The organism is Lachnotalea sp. AF33-28, assembly GCF_003477885.1.
Classification (GTDB): Bacteria; Bacillota; Clostridia; order Lachnospirales; family Lachnospiraceae; genus AF33-28.
Window position 1 is genome coordinate 75,381 of sequence record NZ_QUEE01000010.1, and the last position, 21,491, is coordinate 96,871.

The window sequence follows — 21,491 nt, forward strand, 5'->3', positions numbered from 1 at the left end:
TCATTCAGGAGGAAAATGAAAATGAAAAACAAGTTCATCAAAGTTACTGCTTTATTGCTTGCAGCAAGCATGCTGCTTGCAGGCTGCAGCAGCAAAGCACCGGCAGAAACGACTGCGCCGGCGGCAACAGAGGGCGTAACAGACCTTTACACTGAGGTGGGGACCTATCCTATCGTAAACGAACCGATCACCATGAGCGTATTTGCGTCTCAGGCGGTTAACATCATTGATTTCAATACCAATGCATTTACCAAATACATGGAAGAATTAACCGGTATTGATCTTGAATTCGAAACAGCACCGCAGGATGCTGCAAAAGAAAAAGTAAACTTAATTATGACAGGCGGCGATATGCCGGAAATCTTCCTCGTGGGAAACAGCGGTGCTATACCGGACGAAACCCGTTTCGGTGTAGAAGAGGGCAACCTGATCGACCTGACAGACCTGATTGAAACCCAGATGCCGAACTTTAAGAAAATTCTGGAGGAGACCCCAGGCCTTCGCGGACAGATCACTTCCACCGATGGCAAAATCTACAGCCTGCCATTTTACAACGAAGCATACCATGTAACCATGTCCCAGAAAATGTGGGTAAACACTGCAATTCTGGAAGAAATGGGGGAAGAAGTTCCGAAGACCACCGAGGAATTCTATAACTTATGTAAGAAATACAAAGAGCAGTATCCGGACGGAATCGCAGTATGCGGCGGCACCTTCTGGAATGGCGATCCGACAGCATTTTTGACCAACCCATTCACCTATCATCCGGGTACCGGTTCTGCACACGGTATGGTAGTAAAAGAGGGTACCGTATCTACGATGGCAAATACAGAAGAATATCGTGAAGCACTTCGTTTCATGAATCAGCTGTATGAAGAAGGCTTATTATATGAAGGAACCTTCACTATGGACGGTACACAGGCAAAAGCACTTGCAGCGAGCGATGGCGAACCGGTACTCTTCATGAGCGGCGCAGCAAGCATCAGCTTTGTAGATTCTGCTGCAAATCCGGAGCTTTACAGCCATTACTATCCGATGGAGCCATTGACCGGACCGAACGGCGAGAACAATACCACTTATTTCCCGACAACCGCAGCACCGGCGTTTGCGATTACAACCGCATGCAAACATCCGGAAGCAGCAGCTCGTATGGTAGATTACCTGTACAGCATGGAAGGTGCTATGAATGCAAAATCCGGCGTAAAGGGTGAAGGCAACTGGGACGATCCGGCAGAAGGTATGGTAGGCCTTGACGGAAATCCTGCATTGTATCAGGTATTCCGTCCGTACTCCTTAGAGCCGCAGAATGATACCTGGCAGGATGCCGGTGTAGCATACGCTTCTTCCGCATACCGTTTCGGAGAAGCTACCGACCCGGATCTGGATATCTTTACACCGGAAGGGCTTGAACTGTTACTGTACCGTTCTACTCATGACTTATATGAACCGCATAAGTCTGCTGCAGTAGACAGCCTTCCATACAACTTAAAGCTTACTGCAGACGAAGCTACAAACATCCAGACAAAATCCGTAGAGGTTCAGAACTACTACAACCAGAGCAAGGTACAGTTTATCACAGGCGCATTAGACCTGGATACAGACTGGGATACCTATGTAAAGGGTCTGGAAGATATGGGTATGCAGGATTTGATTACTGTATATCAGGCAGCTTATGACCGTCAGTACAAATAATACCTGCAGCAAAAAATAAGCTGGCATGAAAAAGGGGCTGTCGCAAAAAGCGACAGCCCCTTTTGAAGAGAACAGACAGGAGGAAGGAAGATATGACAGCAGTACCGTCACCTGCGCAATATGCATGGCAGGAAGCAGAGCGGAGCATGTTTATTCACTTTGGCCCGGCCACCTGGCAGGGAAGAGAATATGACGACGGTTCTGTACCTGTAAAACAAATCAATCCAACGCAGCTGGATACCGAGGAATGGTGTCGGGCGGCACTGGCATTTGGCGCGAAAAGAATTGTATTTGTCGCCAAGCATACCGGTGGATTTTGCTGGTGGCAGACCGATACGACAGAATACAGTGTAAAAAATTGCCCGTGGAAGGGCGGTAAAGGGGACGTCTTAAGAGAACTGTCACAGTCCTGTAAAAAACACGGACTGCGTCTGGGAGTATATATATATCCCGGGGACCGTACCTGGGGGGCGTATATCGGCGGCGGCGGAAAGACCGAGGATCCTTCGCTTCAGGATGCCTATAATGAGGTGTTTCGCACGCAGCTTACCGAGGTGCTGTCGAGATACGGTGAGATAGAAGAGGTCTGGTTTGACGGCTCCTGTGTGATCGAGGTAGGGGATATTCTGGAACGGTATGCGAAGAATTCGGTCATTTTTCAGGGACCGTATGCAAGTATCCGGTGGTGCGGAACAGAACGCGGAACCATGCCGGATCCTGCCTGGAGCAGCATAAATAAGAAAGACCTGGAGACCGGAACCGCGACCGTTGTGCAAAGCGATCCCGAGGGAGACACCTGGGCACCGTTGGAGGTGGATACGACATTATACAATCACTTCTGGTTCTGGAGTCCGGAGAATGCAAAGAAACAGAAGACGCTGTCTGATCTGATGGAGATTTATTATCATTCTGCAGGAAGAGGCGGCGTGCTGCTGCTAAATACCTCGCCCAACACCGACGGGCGGATTCCTGCGGAAGATATCAGGCTTCTGGAACGGTTTGGAAAAGAAATCGACCGACGGTTTGCGAAACCGCTGGCGGAATGTAACGGCGAAGGAAACGAATTGGTATTAGAACTGGAAGAGGCGGCTGTGATCAATCATGTGATGTTAATGGAAGACATCCGCGGAGGAGAACGCGTGCGCAGATACCGTCTGGAGGCAGAAGTAAATGGTGCATGGCAGGAAATCGGTGCGGGCTTCCAGATTGGAAGGAAGCGAATTGTGGTCGTAGAGCCGGTAAAGGCAGAGCGGATACGTCTTGTGATCGACAAGGCAGCAGATACGCCGCTCCTTCGGCGTATGGCAGCGTTTTTTGTGAAATGCGAAGATCATGCGGCACTGCTTACTGCTCAGAATTCCGTTTCTCTGGTATATGACCCGGTAACGGATTCCTGGGTAAGCCCGGGAGAAGGAGAGCGCGTACTCGCCTGGAATGCAGAAGATGTGCATGAAAAGAAATTTATGTTTGATGTGGATATCAGCCGCATTGTGACAGAGCCGGGACAGTATGAACTGAAGTTTTTGACAGAGGGATCTGCGGCGCTTCGAATAGAGAAGCTGGAGGTATTGCTGGAGAGACAGGTCACAGACGGTGTGCTTTCCGTGATAAAAGAGGGCTCCTGCTATAATCTGACCCGCACCTCCGCGGTGGAAGATGCGCAGGGCGGCAAAACAGGCGTGCGCGGCTGTATCGAATGCCTCGGGGAAGGGGAACGCGGCTCGCTTACGGTTAAGAAGATAGTTTAAGAGAACAAAGGAGACCAGGAAAATGGAACGTTTGAGTTTGAACGGAGTCTGGCAGATGCAGCAGGACGGCTGGGAAGAGTGGATTCCGGCTTCCGTCCCGGGCAGTGTATACAATGATTTACTAAAGGCGGAGCGGATGGAAGACCCGTATTGGAGAGCCAATGAAACAAAGGCGCTTGCCCTGATGGAATACGATTATCATTACCGCCGCAGCTTCCGGGTGGAAAAAGAGCTGCTGGCTCATGACGAGGTCATGCTCTTTTGCGCAGGCCTGGACACACTGGCCGAAATCCGCATAAACGGTCAGGTGATCGGAACGGCCGATAATATGCACAGAGAGTGGGAATATCCGGTAAAATCGTATCTGGCGGAGGGAGAGAATGAGATTCAGATAACCTTTTCTTCTCCAACCGGATATATCCGGGAGCATTATGAGGAGAATCCAAATGACGGCTCCGACTATGCGATGAAGGGTTTCCCCAACTTAAGAAAGGCGCATTGTATGTTTGGCTGGGACTGGGGTCCGCGCCTTCCTGATGCAGGCATCTGGCGGGAGATTGAACTGCGGGGAGAGGATACTGCAGTATTTGAAAGTGTTTCTGTCAGACAAAAGCATGAAGACGGTAAGGTGTGGTTAACTGCAGAGGCTTTCTGCAAATATATCACCGGAGAACCGGATGAAATCCTGTTTTCTGTCTATACACCGGAGGGTGAACTTTTAAAAACGGTGACAGCAGAAGAGAAAATCCTCGTGGAACAGCCTAAGCTCTGGTGGCCGAACGGATATGGCGCACAGCCATTGTACCGGGTATCAGTGACTGCATACAAGGACGGACAGGAACTGGATCGCTGGGAGAAACGCATCGGTCTGCGCACGATCGGTCTGAAGCGGGAAAAGGATGAATGGGGAGAAAGCTTTGCGCATGTGGTAAACGGCGTCGCAATCTTTGCCATGGGCGCCGACTATATTCCGGAAGACAATATTCTTCCGCGTGTGAATGGGGCGCGTACACGCAGGCTGTTGGAAGACTGTATCGCTGCTCATTTTAATACGGTCCGTGTATGGGGCGGCGGATACTATCCGGAAGATGTGTTTTTTGATTTATGTGATGAACTGGGACTTCTCGTATGGCAGGATATGATGTTTGCCTGTGCGGTATATGCCCTGACAGAGAAATTCGAAGCATCCGTAACAGAAGAGCTGATTTGTAATATCCGCAGGCTGCGCCACCACCCGTCCCTCGCGTTATGGTGCGGCAACAATGAGATGGAAATGTTTGTGCATGCAGATGTATGGATCAAGCATCCGAGACAGAAGGCCGACTATATCAAAATGTATGAGTATGTATTCCCGAAGCTGTTTGCAGAGCATGACCCGGATGGCATTTACTGGCCGGCCAGCCCTTCCTCCGGCGGCTCCTTCGATGATCCGAATGATTATAACAGAGGCGATACCCATTACTGGGAGGTATGGCACGGCTGCAAACCGTTTACCGATTACCGGAAATACTTCTTCCGCTATGCATCGGAATTTGGATTCCAGTCCTTCCCGTCCTTGAAAACCGTAGAGAGCTTTACGCTTCCGGCAGACCGGAATATATTTTCCTATGTGATGGAAAAGCATCAGAGAAATGAACTGGCAAACGGAAAAATCATGGAATATATTTCCCAGACCTTCTTATATCCGGGAACATTCGAACTGTTGCTATATGCTTCCCAGCTTCTGCAGGCGGAAGCCATTCGCTATGGCGTAGAGCACTGGAGAAGGAACCGCGGCAGATGTATGGGTGCGATTTACTGGCAGCTGAATGACTGCTGGCCGGTAGCCTCCTGGGCCAGCATCGATTATTACGGACGCTGGAAAGCACTGCATTATGCAGCGCGGCGCTTCTTTGCACCGGTGCTGTTGTCCTGTGAAGAAGAAGGGCTGCTTTCCCAGACGATCGATGTGAATGCTCAGGCATTTGAGGTAAAGAAGCGTGCCAGATTCTCCGTCAGCAATGAAACCATGCAGACCTTTGACGGAACCGTAGAATGGTCTCTTAGAAATCCGGCTTCCGAAGTATTGCAAAACGGACAGATAGAAGTACATACCGGTGCGCTTTCGGCAGAGTGGGTTGGAGACTTTGATTTCAATGAGGCCAAGGTATATGAAAATTATATCAGCTATCGCCTTTTAGGGGAAAACGGCGCAGAGATTTCCTGTGATTCCGTCTTATTCTGTCCGCCGAAGCATTTTGCATTCGTAGATCCGCAGCTGCAGGTGGAATCTAACGGCAGGGAAATCACAGTGACTGCCCGCGCGTATGCAAGAGGTGTGGAGATCGAATTCCCGGACAGCGATGTGGTATTGTCGGATAATTATTTCAACATGGATGCAGGCACAAAGACCGTTCGTGTATTGCGCGGGGAGGTAAAAACCGTAACCGTACGCAGCGTATATGATATCAAATAAGCGGAGGCAGGAAGAAATCATGAAACATTTTGTACCGGCTGCCGGCCGGACACCGGCCATAGCGGAATATGAGGCATTAAAATTCGGTGTATTTGTGCATTTTAATATGCAGCAGTTTGTCTATACCAAAGATGAGTTTACCCAGGTGAATGATCCGCAGGTCTGGAACCCGACGGATCTGGATGTGGAGCAGTGGTTTCGGCGCTGGAAAGAAGCAGGCGTTAAGTATGCGGTGCTTACGACAAAGCACACATCGGATTTCTGCCTTTGGGATACTAAAACGACAGAATCGAATGTTATGAATAGCCCGGTTCCCGTAGATATTGTGAAAGAATTTGTGACTTATGCACGCAAATATGAGATTAAACCCTGCTTCTATTACTGTATATGGGGCGGTGCTTATAATCCGAAGGAACATGCGGACGAACTTATGCTGGAGCAGATCGAAGAGCTGCTTACAAAGTATGGGGATATCTATCTGATGTGGATGGATATGGCGAATTGGAGACCGGAAGGAATGACGGTGCAGGGAATCTACGATTTTATTAAAAACAGGCAGCCGGATACGCTGGTGCATTTTAACCAGCATATCCAGGACGGAACGGCACTGCATTATTTCCCTACGGATGCTGTGAACGGAGAAGAGCGGATTCCGCCCGAAACCGGGCACATCAAGCTGCGTGAGGTTGACAAAGAGACGTATTATCTGCCGTTTGAGTATGAAATCTGCCTCCAAAAAGTGGAAGAAAATGTTGGAAAGGGATATGTGCAGGGAACGCGCTGGTTTACCTACAGTGCGCGCGAGGGCATGACACCGAGCCATCCGGCACCTATCGAAGAATTGTACCCGTTTATTCACAAGGCGTATCAAAGAGGCGCAAGCAACGTTATCTTATCGACAGCCCCGGATTTTACCGGCCGGGTACGGGAAGAGGATGCTGCGGCTCTGACGCAGATCCGTTCCCTGATTGACCGTCAGGCAGAGGATTGTGTGCAGGCAGGATCTCTGTATACTACCTGGAAGCTATGCACGACCCGCCGGGAAAACACTGCCGCCAGCCTGCGGATCCGTTTGAAGGAAGACCGTAAGGCAAGAATGCTCGGATGTCTGTTTACGGCAGAGGATAAAACAGATGCAGAGCTTACGCTGCTGACCGCGGATGGCAGGATGCTGTGCACGGTGATCTGCAAAGCGGACGCACCGAGTGATATGCTGGGATTTTCCTATGAGACACTTCCTGCGGCAGTGACACTGGAAGCCGGCCGGGAATATATTCTGGTTACAGAGCGCAGGGAGCATTATGCGGATATTACGGCTAAAACAACGGAGTGTGCGGATATTGTATCCGGAATACCGCTTCTTAGCCTGGTATTTGAGGAGGAAAAAGGATGAGACTGACCTATCTGGGAACGGCGGCCTCGGAGGGGCTTCCGGCTCTGTTTTGTGAGTGTGAGCATTGTAAGAAAGCCAGAGAAGCAGGTGGAAAAAGCATCCGCACCAGAAGCCAGGCGCTGATAGACGATGCGCTTCTGGTGGATTTTGGACCGGATACCTATATGCATATGCTGCAGCACAATCTTCATCTGACGCAGATAAAACATGTGCTGATTACGCATTGTCATCAGGATCATTTCTATATCGATGATTTGCTGACAAGAGCGGCTCCATTCGGCAATGCCGATGGCATTATGCATGTATACGGTAATAATATGCTTTCCGCCCTGTATCATCATAATGTGGTGACAAGGGGAATCTATCCGAACACCGACAAGGCACTGCGTATCGTAGAGCTTGAGGAATTCGAAACGGTAACAGTGGGCGGCTATGAGGTGACTCCGCTGTTAGCCGACCACAATCCGGCTGAGAAATGCTTCATCTATATGATACAAAAGGATGGAAAGACGCTTTTATATGCCAATGATACCGGATATTTTAAGGATGAGGTGTGGGAGTATTTGAAGGGCAGGAAGTTTGATTTGGTAAGCCTGGACTGCAATCATCTGGATATGCAGGTTTATCACAATCATATGAGCATTCCGTGCTGCAGGAAGGTGCGGGAGCGCCTGCTTTTAATGAACTGTATTGAAAAGACGACTCCGTGTGTGCTGACGCATTTTTCACATAATCATGGCGGTATTCAGGAAGAACTCGAGACACTCACAAAAGGCATGGGATTTTTCATAGCATATGACGGCTTTTCCATAGAGGTATGAAAAAGGGGCTGAAGCACTGTTAGTGTTGTATTTCTTTTTTCCGTCCGTATGATGCCGCGCCAACCGTTCCGCAGCAGGCTGTCAGGGCCAGCGCAGTCCAGAGCCAGGGATTGTAAGTATCTCCGATTTTCGGAGCGGTTTCGGTCGCTTCTTTGGCATTTATGACCGTCGGGATATGAGCAGCGAAGCCTCCATATTCCTGCCCGCAGATTTCGCACACGGCCTTTTGTGTACAGGTGGCGGTTTTGCCGGTATGACTGCCTGTTTCAAACTTTAAACCGCAATAGGCGCAGGTCTTCCAGTGGCCGTTTGCATCGGCCTGCCACTTAAGGAGCTGTGGTGTCAATATTTTCCAGATACGGAGTACTGGCATCTAATAACACGCCGCCTACGGTGACAGATACTGCCGGCGCTGCCAGCGCTGTGGCAGGCATCAGAGAAAGCACCATGCTAAGCGCCAGCAGCAGGCTTAGGTATGTTCGTTTCATCGCAAAATCCTTCTTTCTTTCATATATTTCTATCAGTATAATAGAAGTTCTCCTGAAAAAGGGACAGTGTGCATGAAACGGACGGAAAAAGACATGAATCGGCAGTCGGTAAAAAGTTTATAATCCTTATTTACAGATGTGTGCCGGCTGCGTGTTTTGCTGTTTCTTTTTCTATGTCTTCACAGGTGAGCTTTAAGAGGGTCATCCGTATGGTGATCCCCCTGCCGCTGTTTTTCACAATGTTTAGGCCGCAGTCTTCACCGTAGAACAGGCGCAGGCGCTGATGCAGGTTTTTCAGCCCGTAACTCTCGGTATCCAGCTGGATCGGTTCGTGCAGCCTGGCATTTAATTCTTCCAGCTCATCTTCCTCCATGCCGCAGCCGTTATCCTCCACGGTGATCAGCATGGTCTTCTCATCCAGGGATCTGCCGCTGAAAAGAATATAATTATCTTCTTCGGAGACCTCGAACCCATGTACAAAATAGTTTTCGATCAGGGGCTGAAACACATTGCGTATGATGCCGCAGCGCAGTATTCCCTTTTCAAAATTATATCTGACCTTGACCCTGTTGCCGTAACGCGCCCCAAATAAGGCCAGATAGCGTTTGCTGAAGGCCAGTTCATCCTGCAGCGGAATGAAGGTCTTAGAACCGATGAAGCCCCGGAAGATCGCGGACAGCTGCGTGATCAGCTCCGCGGTCTTTGTATCGCCGCTCTGGTAGCAGCGGGAGCAGAGCATCTCCAGACTGTTGTACAGAAAATGCGGGTTGAATTTGGCCTGCAGCTCCGATAATTCCGCTTCTTTCTGTTTCAGCTCGTAATAATAGGCCCGGTTGATATTGTCACTTAAGCGGACGGTCATATGATTGATGGACTCGGCGATCTCAGAGAGCCCGCTCTGTTTGAATCCGGTAGGGATCTGGCGGTCCAGATGGTTTTCTCCGATATCATTTAAGCCTTCCCGGATCACATTCACTTCTTTTGTGATCATCTGAAGCATGATGAGATATAGGATGATGGAAAGGCCCGCAAACAGCAGCACGATCAGCAGGATGGGCAGGGTGAATTTATGGGAGTAAAGGAAAATCTCCTGCCAGGAAGCGTTGTAGCTGATGACGGAAAAACGGTTGCCGCAGACCCCGGAACGGACATAAAGTTTCCTGCCGCCTTCCCCGGTCCGTATGCCCTCCTGACCGCCGTCCGGCAGATAGAGCCTGGCCTTGTCATAGCTCCCGCTGGAATCATAGATCAGCTCATCGCCGGTTCGCAGCTGGTAGCTTAAGGATTCCAGAGGAGAGATGCTGCTTTTACAGATCTGTTCCAGGGAGGAGGTGCTGTAGCCCACAAGGATTTTCCCCCTGCCCCAGGTGGATGGGATGCCGCCGCAGATCGCATAGGATTGAATTGTATTTGAATCATTTACAATCGGCTCCATGCCGTAGACTTCCATCAGGGATGAATCCAGCCGGATATTGTCCAGATAAGGGAAATCCGCCGGAAGCTCGCGTATGCTCCCGCCCGTATTAAACAGGATATAATTGATATCCCTGGTATCGGAATACAGGGCGATCCATTGAGCCTGGCTGTCCCGGATAATCATCTGCTGAAGCGCGTCTTTCAGATCCAATTTGGCAAAGGGCTCCGAGGCCGGATCCACATCGGTGGTAAAATATGCCTGGAGCACATCGTGAATCGTGCCTTTATTCTCATAGATCGGCATATAGATCTGCCAGAAATTATCCAGAGTATCCTGATAGTCCTGCTGCATCTGCATATAGGTGAGATCCATCTGGGAGAACAGCTCTTCCCGCCGCTGGCGGTATGCAAAAAAGCAGGCGATGACGGCAATCAGCATCAAAAGGAGCAGATAAAGAGCGGTAAGTGACAGGAATGTTTTATTCTGCGACACTCTGGCGGTATTTTTATCTGACGGTCTGTTCATCATCCTGATCCCCTTCCGGCACTTCTTCCATATTGGACAGATTCTGCTTCAATACCCTGTATTTGACCGGAGATATGCCGGTCTGTTTTTTAAAGCTGGTCACAAAGTAGCTGGCGGAGGAAAATCCGACGTTTCCGGCGATGTCATTGATTTTCATATCGGAATTTTTAAGCAGCTGGATGGCGCAGCAGATCCGGTACTGGGTCAGATAATTATTAAAAAACATGCCGGTCTCCTTTTTAAACAGGAATCCCAGATAAGCCTGGTTCATCCTGGTTTTAACGCACAGATCCTTGATGGAAATCCCATCCGCATAATGTTTGTGGATATATCCGATCGCCTGCCGGATGACGGGGCTAAGCTGGTCGAAGTAGTAATTGAACAGCAGATAGCTGTATTCCAGCAGTTCCACCACTGAGTTAAGAAAATCCTCGAGAGAGGCGATGGAAAACAGATGCATGCGGCTGTACAGCTGCTGGCGGATTTCCGGCCGGTTCGGGAATTCCTGAAGAAACAGCCGCTGCAGGCTTTGAGAGAGGATAAAAAGAGCCGGATTGGTCTCTTCTTTCTCAAAGAACGGCAGCAGTTCTTTCCCGATCCGCTGATAGCCCTCATTTCTAAGCTCCTCAGAAGGCTGATGGAAGAGCCCGTTCAGTTTATCGATGAACAGGCTGTCCGGACGTATGCTGTGCCGGCTCTGGTCAAATATCTGCATGCCGGCAACGGACAGATCCGCCGTTTCCAGCAGATTGCACGCTTCTTTATAGCTCTGTGACAGAGTATCGGCATCGCTTACCGCAGACCCGAGAGAAAGGGCAATCAAATTCTCCATTCCGAGCTTTTTGGCGAGGCGGGAGAAGGTCTTTGCGATCCGGTCTGTCTCTAGGCCGTCTCCTCCGATGATAAAAACATAGCGCCCTTTGTCGTCCCAGAACTGATGGACCTCATAATCCCCGGATAATTCTTCCACGCAGGCGCTGCAGTAGGCGGAGAGAGAGCCCTTCTGCTTCTTCCGGATGCAGGCGCTCATATATTCGGGCAGATAGATATTGATGTCCAGAAGTCCGGAACGCTCGCCAAGCTCTTCGCTGCTGATCGTGCCGGCCGCCCAGCGCAGCAGGATATTGTTGCGGAACAGATGCTTGGAGTTTTCCCGGCTGGTATAGATGTTCTCCAGCGCTTTTTCTATGGTGGCCTCCATCTCTTCTTTCTGGAAGGGCTTGAGCAGATAGTTTTCCACTCCCAATTGCATGGCGGTGCGGGCGTACTCAAATTCGCTGTAGGCGGTGAGAAGGATGCAGTGGGTGGCCGGGTATTTTTCACGGACTTTGTGAAGCAGTTCGATCCCATCCATATGGGGCATCCGTATATCCGTGATCAGCAGATCGACGCGCTTATCCTTCATCACATCCAGCGCTTCCAGCCCGTCGGCAGCGGTTAATAAGGTATCCACGCCAAATTGCTGCCAGGGAATTCTATCGGATAAAGCCTTGAGTATGGCGGGCTCATCATCAGTTATCAGAACCGTATACATGATCGGCCTCCTTTTTTTGACGGCCATGGGGCCGCTGATAAAACAGCTATGAATAATACGTTACCTTATAATTGCACAAAAATAAATACGGAACATTTGTTTTGTAGGGCTTTCTGCATAAGAATATCCGGCTGCCTGGCGCATATAGCATAAAAATGGACTGCAGACATCCCAGAAAAACTGTAATTTTTGAAATTATATATAATTACTTAAACGTATTGAAATAATAAAACAGAAATTATTAAAAATAACTAAATTTTTTAAAATATACATTTCGAAACTTTAAAATTATAATGGATACATAAACAAAAAGGAGATATGAGGAGGTGAAAGATGTGAAAAAAGCAAAAACAACAGCGGTTGCAATGAGTGCCGCGGATAGGAAAAAATGGAAAAGGTTTAAGCTGTTTCTGTTTATCCTGCCGGGCGTACTGCTGGTATTGATCTTTAGTTATCTCCCTCTGTGGGGATGGTCTTTTGCATTTTTCCAATATAGGCCCGGAAGGGCATTGTTCGACTGTGATTTCGTCGGCTGGGATAATTTCACCCAGCTGTTTGGCAATGCGGTTATGAGAAAAAATCTGATCCGGGTGCTGAAAAACACATTCGGAATACATTTTCTGGGGTATGTGTTTTCCCCGCTGCCCATGCTGTTTGCGGTGCTGTTAAGCGAAATCAGATCCAAGAAGTTCCAGAAGCTGGTGCAGACCTTTACCACGCTTCCGCACTTTATCAGCTGGGTGATCATGTTTTCTCTGGCGCTTAGCATGTTTGGATCAAACGGTCTGTTTAATACGGTATTGAAAGATCTGGGTATATCGGCAAATGTAAATTTTCTGAATTCAGATAAGCATGTATGGCTGGCACAGGTACTGCTGCAGCAGTGGAAAGGATTGGGATGGAGCGCAATCATTTATTTCGCTGCCATTGCCGGTCTTGACCAGGAACTTTATGAAGCTGCGATGGTGGACGGCGCGGGGCGGTGGGCAAAGATCCGCTATATTACTATTCCGCTGCTGATTCCCACGTACTTTGTATTGCTGATCATGAGCATCGGTAATTTCCTGAATACCGGTGTGGATCAGTATCTGGCTTTCGGCAACGCATTGAACAAGGAATACATAGAAGTGTTGGATTTATATGTATATAATCTGGGCATAGGAAGCGGACAGATTTCATTCAGTGTGGCAGTTGGCGTTATGAAATCGCTGGTAGCAGTAGTATTGTTTGCAACTGCAAATTTCGCTTCGAAAAAGATACGTGGAACCAGCGTATTTTAACGAAAAACTGGAGGTTATCTAATGGCTGTTAAAACTGTATCTTCCCGTAAGAAGAAAATGTCCGGTAATGACATTGTGTATCATATTGTCGCAATAGCAGTATTTTCATTGATTGCGCTGATGTGTGTTTATCCGTTTTATTATCTGCTGATCTGCACGATCAGCGATAATCAGGCGGTGGATCTGGGCCAGGTATTAGTGTGGCCTAAGGGATTTCATATCAAAAACTATCTGGAAATATTTAAAGTACAAAATTTGGGAAATGCCGCGGTGATATCGGTGGTGAGAACAGTGACCGGGACAGCCGCCAGCATGTTGGTTTCTTCCTATATGGCCTATTTCTTTACCAAGGAGGAGATGTGGGGGCGTAAATTCTGGTACCGCCTGGTGGTTATTACCATGTATTTTTCAGCAGGAATGATACCTGTATACCTGAATAATAAGATGCTAGGGCTTTTAAATTCTTTCTGGATCTATATTATTCCGGGGCTGCTTTCCGTGTATAACATGATATTAATTAAAACGTCCATCGAAGCCATGCCGCCCGACCTGGAAGAATCTGCGTATCTGGACGGGGCCGGTTATTTTACCAGATTTTTTAAACTTGTGCTCCCACTGCAGAAGCCCATTCTGGCAACAGTAGCTTTGTTTTCGGCAGTTGGGCATTGGAACGATTTCTTTACAACAAAATTATATATTACGAAGCCCCGTCTGTATACCCTGCAGTTTTTGCTGTATGAGCTTTTGAATCAGATAACGGCAGCGGCGGAGCAGATTACAAACGATGATCCGTTTGCGAAAATCACACCTACCGGTATTCGACTGACATTAACGGCGGTGGTAGTAATACCTATTATGCTGGTTTATCCGTTTGTCCAGAAATATTATGTGAAAGGCATAATGGTAGGGGCAGTTAAGGGTTAAGCAGGTTTTAACGGGGAAGCCCATAATAGGGTTTACCCGCAGCAATAAAATAAAAAGGAGAGAGATTCTATGAAAAAAAGAAGTATGAAAAGACTGTTGGCTTCGGGGTTGGCTGTAGTGCTTGCATTGTCACTAGGCGCATGCGGCAGCGGGGAGAACAGTAGTGCAACTGACCCGGCAGAAACAACTAAGGCAGCAGGCGCAGCGGATACGACTAAGGCAGCAGATGCCGATACGACAAACGCCGCAAGTTCCGGAGAATTAACAACAATAACTTTATATCCTGCTGCAGGAAACATATCCAGCGGAATGATTGGCGGTTATAAGGGAAGATATTTTGCGTCGCTGGGCTTTCAGGTAGAGGTATGGGCATATTCCGATGAAAAGACCAATGCGATTCTGGCAAGCGGAGATTTGCCGGATATCATGTATGTACCGGAGGTAAACAGGGATGATATGATACAGTCCGGTATGCTGTTAAACCTCGAGGATTATTTAGATCAAATGCCGCATGTACAGAATTTTGAAGACTTATCAACGGCACTGAACTATGTAAGAGAGTATAAGAGCGGTGGAACCGGCGAAGTATACGGACTTCCTACTACGGTAGGCGACCATTCAACGAAAGTGAGCTTTGCAGATTCTACAGAGAGAAACTGCCTTAGATTGAAGTGGAATGTTTATGAAGAAATAGGCGCTCCGGAGATCAAAAACACAAGTGATCTCATTGACGTAATGGAAAAAATGGTAGCGGCACATCCGACCGATGAGGAAGGAAACCCTAATTATGGGACCATATTAAACAGCGGATCGGATACGAACTATTTCGCGTGTATACAGCAGTATGACAGATGGTTTGGTTATGATGAATGGAATTTGGCTTACATGCTGGAAACAAATATGGTGGAAGGTACGGTAAGCTCCATTTTAAGCAAGGACAGCAAGTATTATGAAGGGCTGAAGTGGTATAATGAGGTTTATAGAAGGGGATTAATGGACCCTGACAGCATTAACAATGACAGGCCTACACAGAAAGCAAAAGTGGATGCAGGGTATGCAATGGTTCCGAGCGGCAATCTGCCGGGATGGGCGCCGAGTTATCTGGAGTATTATATTCCGGGAAGCAAGATTTACTATTCCTATAAAAGTCCTTACGGCGGTCAGCTCATTGGCATCAACGCTGCGACTGAAAAAGTGGATACCTGCTTGAAATTTTTGGATATGCTGGCTGATCCTGATGCTTATCTTTGGGTTATTAACGGAGAGGACGGCGAGCGCTGGGAGTCAGATGGGAATGGAAATGCGTTTATCACTGAAAAAGCCATGAACGATATGATTGCGACGAGAGCAGGCGAGGAGTCTACATTCACCTATTCTGACGGTGAAAAGCCTGAACTTTGGAATACCCCCTGGATTGTGAATACCGGTGTTTTTAACTCCTATATGGATGGAGAGGGAAATTACAGAGTCGGAAGAATAGAAAACTGGAAAGAAGTAAACGCGTTAAATGCGCAGGATGAAACGTTCCAGAAATGGATAAAGACAACCGGATACAATTCATGGAAAGAATGGCTGGGTGATAATTATGTATCAGACAGCGCACTGACCGGCGTACAGCCGCTCTGCACTCTGCCGGATCCCACAATGCAGCTGACCGTAGACGCGCTGCGCGATACGGTGGTTACCGCCAGCTGGAAGATGGTATATGCAAACAGCGATGAGGAATTTGAGAGCATCTGGGAAACCATGGTAGCTGACTGCGAAGGTCTGGATGCACAGTCCATAATCGACTGGAGACTTCAGGATCTGGAAAATGCGAAAGCGATCAAGGCCGACTTAGAGTCCGGAAACTAAACATCATACTGGCAGCACACGAGAACTGGAGTCAGTGGATAAAACGGTAAAAGAGGAAGGGAGCTGCTGTGGCTTTTGCCGCAGCAGCTCTGTATTTATGTCTGAGGGAAGCGCTTTGCTGCGCGGAATGGGGAGCATATGGAATTACATAATTTGGAAAATAGAACAATCGGCGGATATACAACATTTGGAAGCGTATGGAAAAAGAATGAGGTTAAAGATCCTAAATTCACTCTTTTAAACGGGCAGGGGAAAAAGATCCCTGTTCAGACCCGGATAAGTGCCTGGTGGCCGGACGGAAGCGTAAAGTGGGCAGCGCATACGGCGGATTCAGAGCAGATGGGGGACTGTGTCAGCCTCATTCCAGAGAAAAACGGTGGAAAAGTCAGCCAAAGTCCTGAAAATATGCTGGTCAGGCAGGACGAGAACGGTTACCATGTAAATACCGGCAGGCTCTCGCTGCTCGTTCCTGCGGCTGGCTGCGGGCAGTCCGGCTGTATCGCAAAAGATATCTGTATGGACGGAAAGCTTATTGTTTCAAAGGCATATCCCGTCCTGGCGCTGGAACACAGAGGTTTCAGGGAAATGGGCGGGTGCGCTGCCGCATATACGGAAACAGAAAACTGCCCCGCGGTGATCGAGTCGGTAGAAATGGAAGAGAGCGGTCCGCTGCAATGCGTATTTTGTTTTAAGGGAGCACATGGGCCAATGCGCTTTGCCGTCCGCATGTATCTGTGGAACGGCAGCCCGGAGATCCGGTTCGTGCACACATTCTTCTTTGCGGGAAAGGAAGAGAAAGATTATTTAAAGTGCATGGGCATCCGCTTTGACGCGGCATTAGCAGGCCCCGCCTGGGAGCGCCATGTAAAAATAGCCACGGACAGAAACCTCTTTCATGAAGCTGCGATGCTTTTGTTCTGCAACCATCCGAGGGTGGCACAGGACATTTATCAGAACCAGATGGACGGCGGCAGATATATACCTAAAGAGGGGGACAACGTGAAAGAGGCGGTGAAACACCTGCCCATGTGGAATCGGTTTGCGTTATGCCAGGACAGCCCGTCCCATTTTCAGATTAAAAAGCAGATCAGGCCGGAGTGCTGCACGGTGAGCTGCCTGCACGGATACAGGGCGCCCGGAGTGATGGCCGTGGCCGGTGAGGCAGGCGGCCTTATGATAGGCATAAAAGATTTCTGGCAGAAGTACCCTTCCGGTCTGGAGGCGGACGGTCTGGGAGACGGGAACACTTGCTGCACCGCTTGGTTCTATTCTCCGGAAGCGGAGGCGTACGATTTCCGCCATTATACTACGGAGAGCTACAACCTGTCCCTGTATGAGGGCTTTGAAAAGCCGGGCCCCAGCGCGTATGGCATCGCCGTCACCAGCGAATGCCTGGTGAAGTTAACCGGTTCCCTGCCGTCGGACGGCGAAGTGAAGGCATTTGCGGACAGGACAGCGAAGGGGCCGGTCTATGTGGGCACACCGGAATATTATCATGATAAGAGAGCTTTCGGTTACTGGAGCTTAAGGAAAGAGAATACGGAAACGGAAAAGTGGCTGGAAGAGCAGCTTGACCGGGCATTTGAGTTTTATCAGGATGAGATCGAAAACAGGAGCTGGTACGGGCTGTTTGACTACGGAGATATCATGCATACTTATGACAAAGTCCGTCACTGCTGGCGCTATGATATGGGAGGTTTTGCGTGGCAGAACACGGAGCTGGTGCCGACTTACTGGCTGTGGCTGTATTTTTTGCGCACCGGACGGGAAGATGTGTATACGGTGATGGAGGCCATGTCCCGACACTGCTCCGAGGTGGACATCTACCATTTCGGCCCGAAAAAGGGCATAGGCTCCCGCCACAATGTGCGCCATTGGGGCTGCTCCTGCAAGGAACCCAGGGTTTCCATGGCGGGACATCACCGGTATCTCTATTATCTGACCGGAGATTACAGGCTGGGCGACGTATTTGAGGATGTGCGGGATGCGGATCAGTCCATGGGAGACCTGTATTATTATATGGGGCCCGGTGCAGACGGTTCGGAAAAGCTCTGTGTGCGGAGCGGACCGGACTGGTCTTCTTTTGTATCCAACTGGATGACGGAGTATGAACGGACGCTGGATCAAAAGTATCTTGAAAGAATAGAGAGAGGTCTTTCCGATATCGCCGCAGCACCCTTCCGTCTGCTTTCCGGCCCCGGATTTGAATACGATATGGAAAGCGGACATCTGATATACAAGGGAGAAGATGAAGAGACCCCCAACATGCATCTGCAGGTCTGCATGGGCGGGCCGGAGATCTGGCTGGAATTGGCGGATATGCTGGAGCATGAGGGACTTAGGCGGATGCTGATTGAACACGGCAGATTCTACTGGCTGCCAAAAGAGGAGAAGATCCGGCTCACCGGCGGGCAGATCACCAACCGGTCCTTTGGATTTCCCATTGCCGAAGGCGCGCTGGCAGCCTATGCCGCCAGGGAAACAGGCGACCGGCATCTGATGGAGCTTGCCTGGAAGGTCCTGGCTGATGCGATGCTTAATGGCCGATGCGGTATCGAACCGGTGACCTATGCCGTGCAGCGCGGCCAGAACGGGGATAAAGAATTGCAGGAAGAACCCTGGATATCCACTAATTTTATCTCACAGTGGTGTCTCAATGTGATCGTGGCGCTGGAATTCATACGTGAAGCACTCCCGGAGAGTATGGACACGCTGCGGGACATGGTGAAGGACATGGGAAATATACCGGTGCAGAGACGCTAAGGCGTATCCGGTTATGTAATCTATATTAAAAATGAAAACAGCCTGCAGTGAAAGGATGTAAATTATGAAAGACTTGCATGAACCGATCTTTTATGCGAAATGCTCCTGCGATACAATAATGAGAAAATATGAAGCCGCAGACCTGCCGCCAAAGGGCCACTTCCATTATCACCAGGGGGTATTTTTGTCAGGGGTATATAAAACCTGGCTTCTGAGCAAAGAAGACAGATATTTTGACTATATAAAGGACTGGGTGGATTCGGTAACGGATAAGGAAGGGAATATCCTGGATTACGCGCCGAAGCATCTGGACGATATCCAGCCCGGCATCCTTCTGTATCCGCTGATAGAGCGGACGGGGGATGTAAGATACCGAAAAGCGCTGGATAAGCTGATTTCCCATATTGATGAGTATCCGCGAAATCCGGAGGGCGGGTTCTGGCATATGGACCTGTTTGCGGATCAGATGTGGCTGGACGGACTGTATATGGGAGGCCCTGTATGCGCCGAGTACGGAGCGAAGTATGGGCGCCCGGACCTTCTGGATCTGGTGGTGCATCAGGCGTTAATGATGGAAGAGAAGACCAGGGATGAAAAGACCGGGCTGCTGTATCATGCCTGGGACTTTCGCAGGAAGGCGGAGTGGGCGGATCCTGTGACGGGGCGTTCGCCGGAATTTTGGGGCCGCTCCATCGGATGGGTGCCGGTGGCGCTTCTGGACGATCTGGATTTTCTGCCGTCCGGGCACCCGGGCCGTATGATACTGTCTGATATGACGGCGCGTCTGCTGGAAGCCGTCTGTGCATTCCAGTCCGATGAGGGCCGCTGGTATCAGGTGGTGGATAAAGGCGGAAAAGCCGGTAACTGGTTGGAGAACTCCTGCAGCTGTTTGTTTACGGCTGCGCTGTGTAAGGCGGTGAGAAACGGTATATTAAGCTCCCGCTATCTGCAGTATGCGAGAAAAGGATATGAAGGCGTGATCCGCAGCCTGGAATGGGAAGGGCAGGATCTGCTTGTGGGAAATGTCTGCATCGGAACAGGCGTTGGTGACTACAAACATTACTGTGACCGTCCGGTATCGGTCAATGACCTGCACGGCGCAGGCGCGTTTCTCCTGATGTGTGAAGAAGCGCAGCAGGCAATCGGCTGATCTGCGCATGCAATTGTTTTGTATATTCGGTTATTATTCCGATTCCTGTTTTTTCTTACGCTTAAGCGTATCCAGTATGGTGTCTGCATTTTCGGTGTTGGTTATACCGGGATAGTCAGCCTCAAACTGAATAAGCAAATCTTTTGAACGTTTTTCTTCATTGCGTACAGCTTGATAGGCTTTTTCCAAATTGCTCTTTTTCATTGTATCTTTAATAAATGATATTGAGTCGGCAGGAATGGTTTCCCATCCTCCGTAAAGATTGGAGACGGCTTTATCAATATCTTCCAGCATCAAGGGATTACCACGTTTTTCGTGTTCATACAGAATCCCTATAATATCAGATAAATCGTTCTTATATTTTCTGCCTGATCGCAGCTTCATCGCGATCAGGTATTCAGCCGCAATTGTCCGTACTTCTAACACATTTGAAAATTCACGGTATCTCACCGAAAATTCTTCCAGCTTTGGGGAATAAGAGCCTGTTTTCATAAAATCTGCATTTAACCAGCCGTTCGGCAGTTTATATTTATCGCCTACACGGTTAATTGCGTCTTTCATCGAAGATACGGCATGTATTACGGCATCTACATCGGTAGTCGTATCGCGGAAACCATAATTGGCAATAATAGCAGCGCCGCCAATTAAAATGATTTCGGCAGGCATACCTTTCTTGCCGTTCAGACGCCTATATTCTTTGCCAAGCTCTCTGAGATAATCATCAAGATTTGCTTTAGTGAAATAATTTGTGTCTTCAGATGACATTTCGCACCTCATTTTCTACGATATTAAATCGCATGAATTCAGGAATGGATTCTGCTATTGCCCTTTGTTTTACCATCTCGTCATTCGATATGGCTGCAGCTGCTACAATACTGGCAGGGTACAACACATCTTTAAGAGATTGTCTGCGAAGATCGCTGTATTCTTTACACAACGGCACATCATGTATACGGCTGATATAATCTAGCATTGCCAGCAGATAAAAGCATTCGGGATACCATTTGCGCTCATAATACGTTCGGATTTTATTTTTTTGCAAGGTGTTGATAATAAAGTCGATATCACCAAGCTCTCTTAACGTATGGCAGACATTGCTTTTGAACAGCTCAAAGCTACACCGCTTTTCTAAATAAGGGGAAAGCAAATCTTCCATTGTAATATGGAGTTCCTGTGACAGTTTATATACGGTTTGTGCACTGCACTTTTCAAGCTGCGCCTTGCCGTTTATAATATCTGTCAGAGTGGTATATGGGATACCGCTGTTTTTTGATAATCTATATTTAGAGATGTTTCGTTTTTCCATAATTTCGTTTATAGTCATTATAATCACCTGCCTTAATATTATTATATCGGTCAACCGTTATACTGTCAATCTTGATTATACCTGCAGACCAAGTTTGATATGCATCAACCGATTATGGGTATAAATATCCATAAAATAAAT

General features: G+C 48.6%; 16 protein-coding genes. 10 read left to right on the forward strand and 6 right to left on the reverse strand.

Annotated features, from left to right (window positions below):
- The first annotated feature begins 21 nt into the window (after positions 1 to 21).
- The 5 genes from DWZ56_RS14680 (at position 22) to DWZ56_RS14700 (ending at position 8,109) form a co-directional block, all read left to right on the forward strand.
- Positions 22 to 1,692 carry an extracellular solute-binding protein gene (locus tag DWZ56_RS14680; protein ID WP_158584603.1) on the forward strand — a complete coding sequence of 557 codons (1,671 nt, stop codon included), beginning with the start codon at positions 22 to 24 and terminating at the stop codon, positions 1,690 to 1,692.
- A gap of 92 nt (positions 1,693 to 1,784) precedes the next feature.
- Positions 1,785 to 3,440: an alpha-L-fucosidase gene (locus DWZ56_RS14685; RefSeq protein ID WP_118557387.1), complete on the forward strand. Its 1,656-nt coding sequence runs from the start codon at positions 1,785 to 1,787 to the stop codon at positions 3,438 to 3,440.
- A gap of 22 nt (positions 3,441 to 3,462) precedes the next feature.
- Complete coding sequence (locus tag DWZ56_RS14690) at positions 3,463 to 5,895, forward strand: beta-mannosidase (RefSeq protein WP_118557388.1); 2,433 nt, start codon at positions 3,463 to 3,465, stop codon at positions 5,893 to 5,895.
- A gap of 19 nt (positions 5,896 to 5,914) precedes the next feature.
- The gene (locus DWZ56_RS14695) at positions 5,915 to 7,288 is read left to right on the forward strand and encodes an alpha-L-fucosidase (protein WP_158584604.1); all 1,374 of its coding nucleotides are present in this window, start codon (positions 5,915 to 5,917) and stop codon (positions 7,286 to 7,288) included.
- Positions 7,285 to 8,109 (forward strand): MBL fold metallo-hydrolase, encoded by an 825-nt coding sequence (locus tag DWZ56_RS14700; protein WP_118557390.1) that lies wholly within the window; start codon positions 7,285 to 7,287, stop codon positions 8,107 to 8,109. The genes DWZ56_RS14695 and DWZ56_RS14700 overlap by 4 nt, the downstream gene beginning before the upstream one ends.
- Before the next feature lie 19 nt (positions 8,110 to 8,128).
- Here DWZ56_RS14700 and DWZ56_RS22770 read toward each other — a convergent pair whose 3' ends face one another.
- The 4 genes from DWZ56_RS22770 to DWZ56_RS14715 form a co-directional block, all read right to left on the reverse strand.
- Positions 8,129 to 8,482 (reverse strand): hypothetical protein, encoded by a 354-nt coding sequence (locus tag DWZ56_RS22770; protein WP_158584605.1) that lies wholly within the window; start codon positions 8,480 to 8,482, stop codon positions 8,129 to 8,131.
- Entirely contained in the window at positions 8,436 to 8,597 is a 162-nt protein-coding gene (locus DWZ56_RS22775) for a hypothetical protein (RefSeq protein ID WP_158584606.1), read from the reverse strand. Before DWZ56_RS22775 ends, DWZ56_RS22770 begins: the two co-directional genes overlap by 47 nt.
- A gap of 130 nt (positions 8,598 to 8,727) precedes the next feature.
- Positions 8,728 to 10,542 carry a sensor histidine kinase gene (locus tag DWZ56_RS14710; RefSeq protein WP_118557392.1) on the reverse strand — a complete coding sequence of 605 codons (1,815 nt, stop codon included), beginning with the start codon at positions 10,540 to 10,542 and terminating at the stop codon, positions 8,728 to 8,730.
- Positions 10,520 to 12,073 carry a response regulator gene (locus tag DWZ56_RS14715; RefSeq protein ID WP_158584607.1) on the reverse strand — a complete coding sequence of 518 codons (1,554 nt, stop codon included), beginning with the start codon at positions 12,071 to 12,073 and terminating at the stop codon, positions 10,520 to 10,522. Before DWZ56_RS14715 ends, DWZ56_RS14710 begins: the two co-directional genes overlap by 23 nt.
- A 335-nt stretch (positions 12,074 to 12,408) precedes the next feature.
- Here DWZ56_RS14715 and DWZ56_RS14720 point away from each other — a divergent pair, with 335 nt between their 5' ends.
- From DWZ56_RS14720 to DWZ56_RS14740, 5 genes are all read left to right on the forward strand, one after another.
- The gene (locus DWZ56_RS14720; protein ID WP_243095286.1) at positions 12,409 to 13,353 is read left to right on the forward strand and encodes an ABC transporter permease; all 945 of its coding nucleotides are present in this window, start codon (positions 12,409 to 12,411) and stop codon (positions 13,351 to 13,353) included.
- A gap of 21 nt (positions 13,354 to 13,374) precedes the next feature.
- The gene (locus tag DWZ56_RS14725; RefSeq protein ID WP_243095288.1) at positions 13,375 to 14,277 is read left to right on the forward strand and encodes a carbohydrate ABC transporter permease; all 903 of its coding nucleotides are present in this window, start codon (positions 13,375 to 13,377) and stop codon (positions 14,275 to 14,277) included.
- Between the two features lie 69 nt (positions 14,278 to 14,346).
- Positions 14,347 to 16,131 carry a hypothetical protein gene (locus DWZ56_RS14730; RefSeq protein ID WP_118557394.1) on the forward strand — a complete coding sequence of 595 codons (1,785 nt, stop codon included), beginning with the start codon at positions 14,347 to 14,349 and terminating at the stop codon, positions 16,129 to 16,131.
- Between the two features lie 138 nt (positions 16,132 to 16,269).
- A complete protein-coding gene (locus tag DWZ56_RS14735; RefSeq protein WP_118557395.1) occupies positions 16,270 to 18,894 on the forward strand; it encodes an exo-rhamnogalacturonan lyase family protein in 2,625 nt (874 codons plus the stop codon).
- A gap of 64 nt (positions 18,895 to 18,958) precedes the next feature.
- Positions 18,959 to 20,044, forward strand: coding sequence for a glycoside hydrolase family 88/105 protein (locus DWZ56_RS14740; protein WP_118557396.1), 1,086 nt, complete (start codon positions 18,959 to 18,961; stop codon positions 20,042 to 20,044).
- Positions 20,045 to 20,077: 33 nt separating this feature from the next.
- On the opposite strand, the gene DWZ56_RS14745 is transcribed toward DWZ56_RS14740, so the two are convergent.
- Positions 20,078 to 20,809, reverse strand: coding sequence for a DUF6036 family nucleotidyltransferase (locus tag DWZ56_RS14745; protein ID WP_118557397.1), 732 nt, complete (start codon positions 20,807 to 20,809; stop codon positions 20,078 to 20,080).
- Positions 20,799 to 21,368, reverse strand: coding sequence for a helix-turn-helix transcriptional regulator (locus tag DWZ56_RS14750; protein WP_118557398.1), 570 nt, complete (start codon positions 21,366 to 21,368; stop codon positions 20,799 to 20,801). Before DWZ56_RS14750 ends, DWZ56_RS14745 begins: the two co-directional genes overlap by 11 nt.
- Between the last annotated feature and the right edge of the window lie 123 nt (positions 21,369 to 21,491).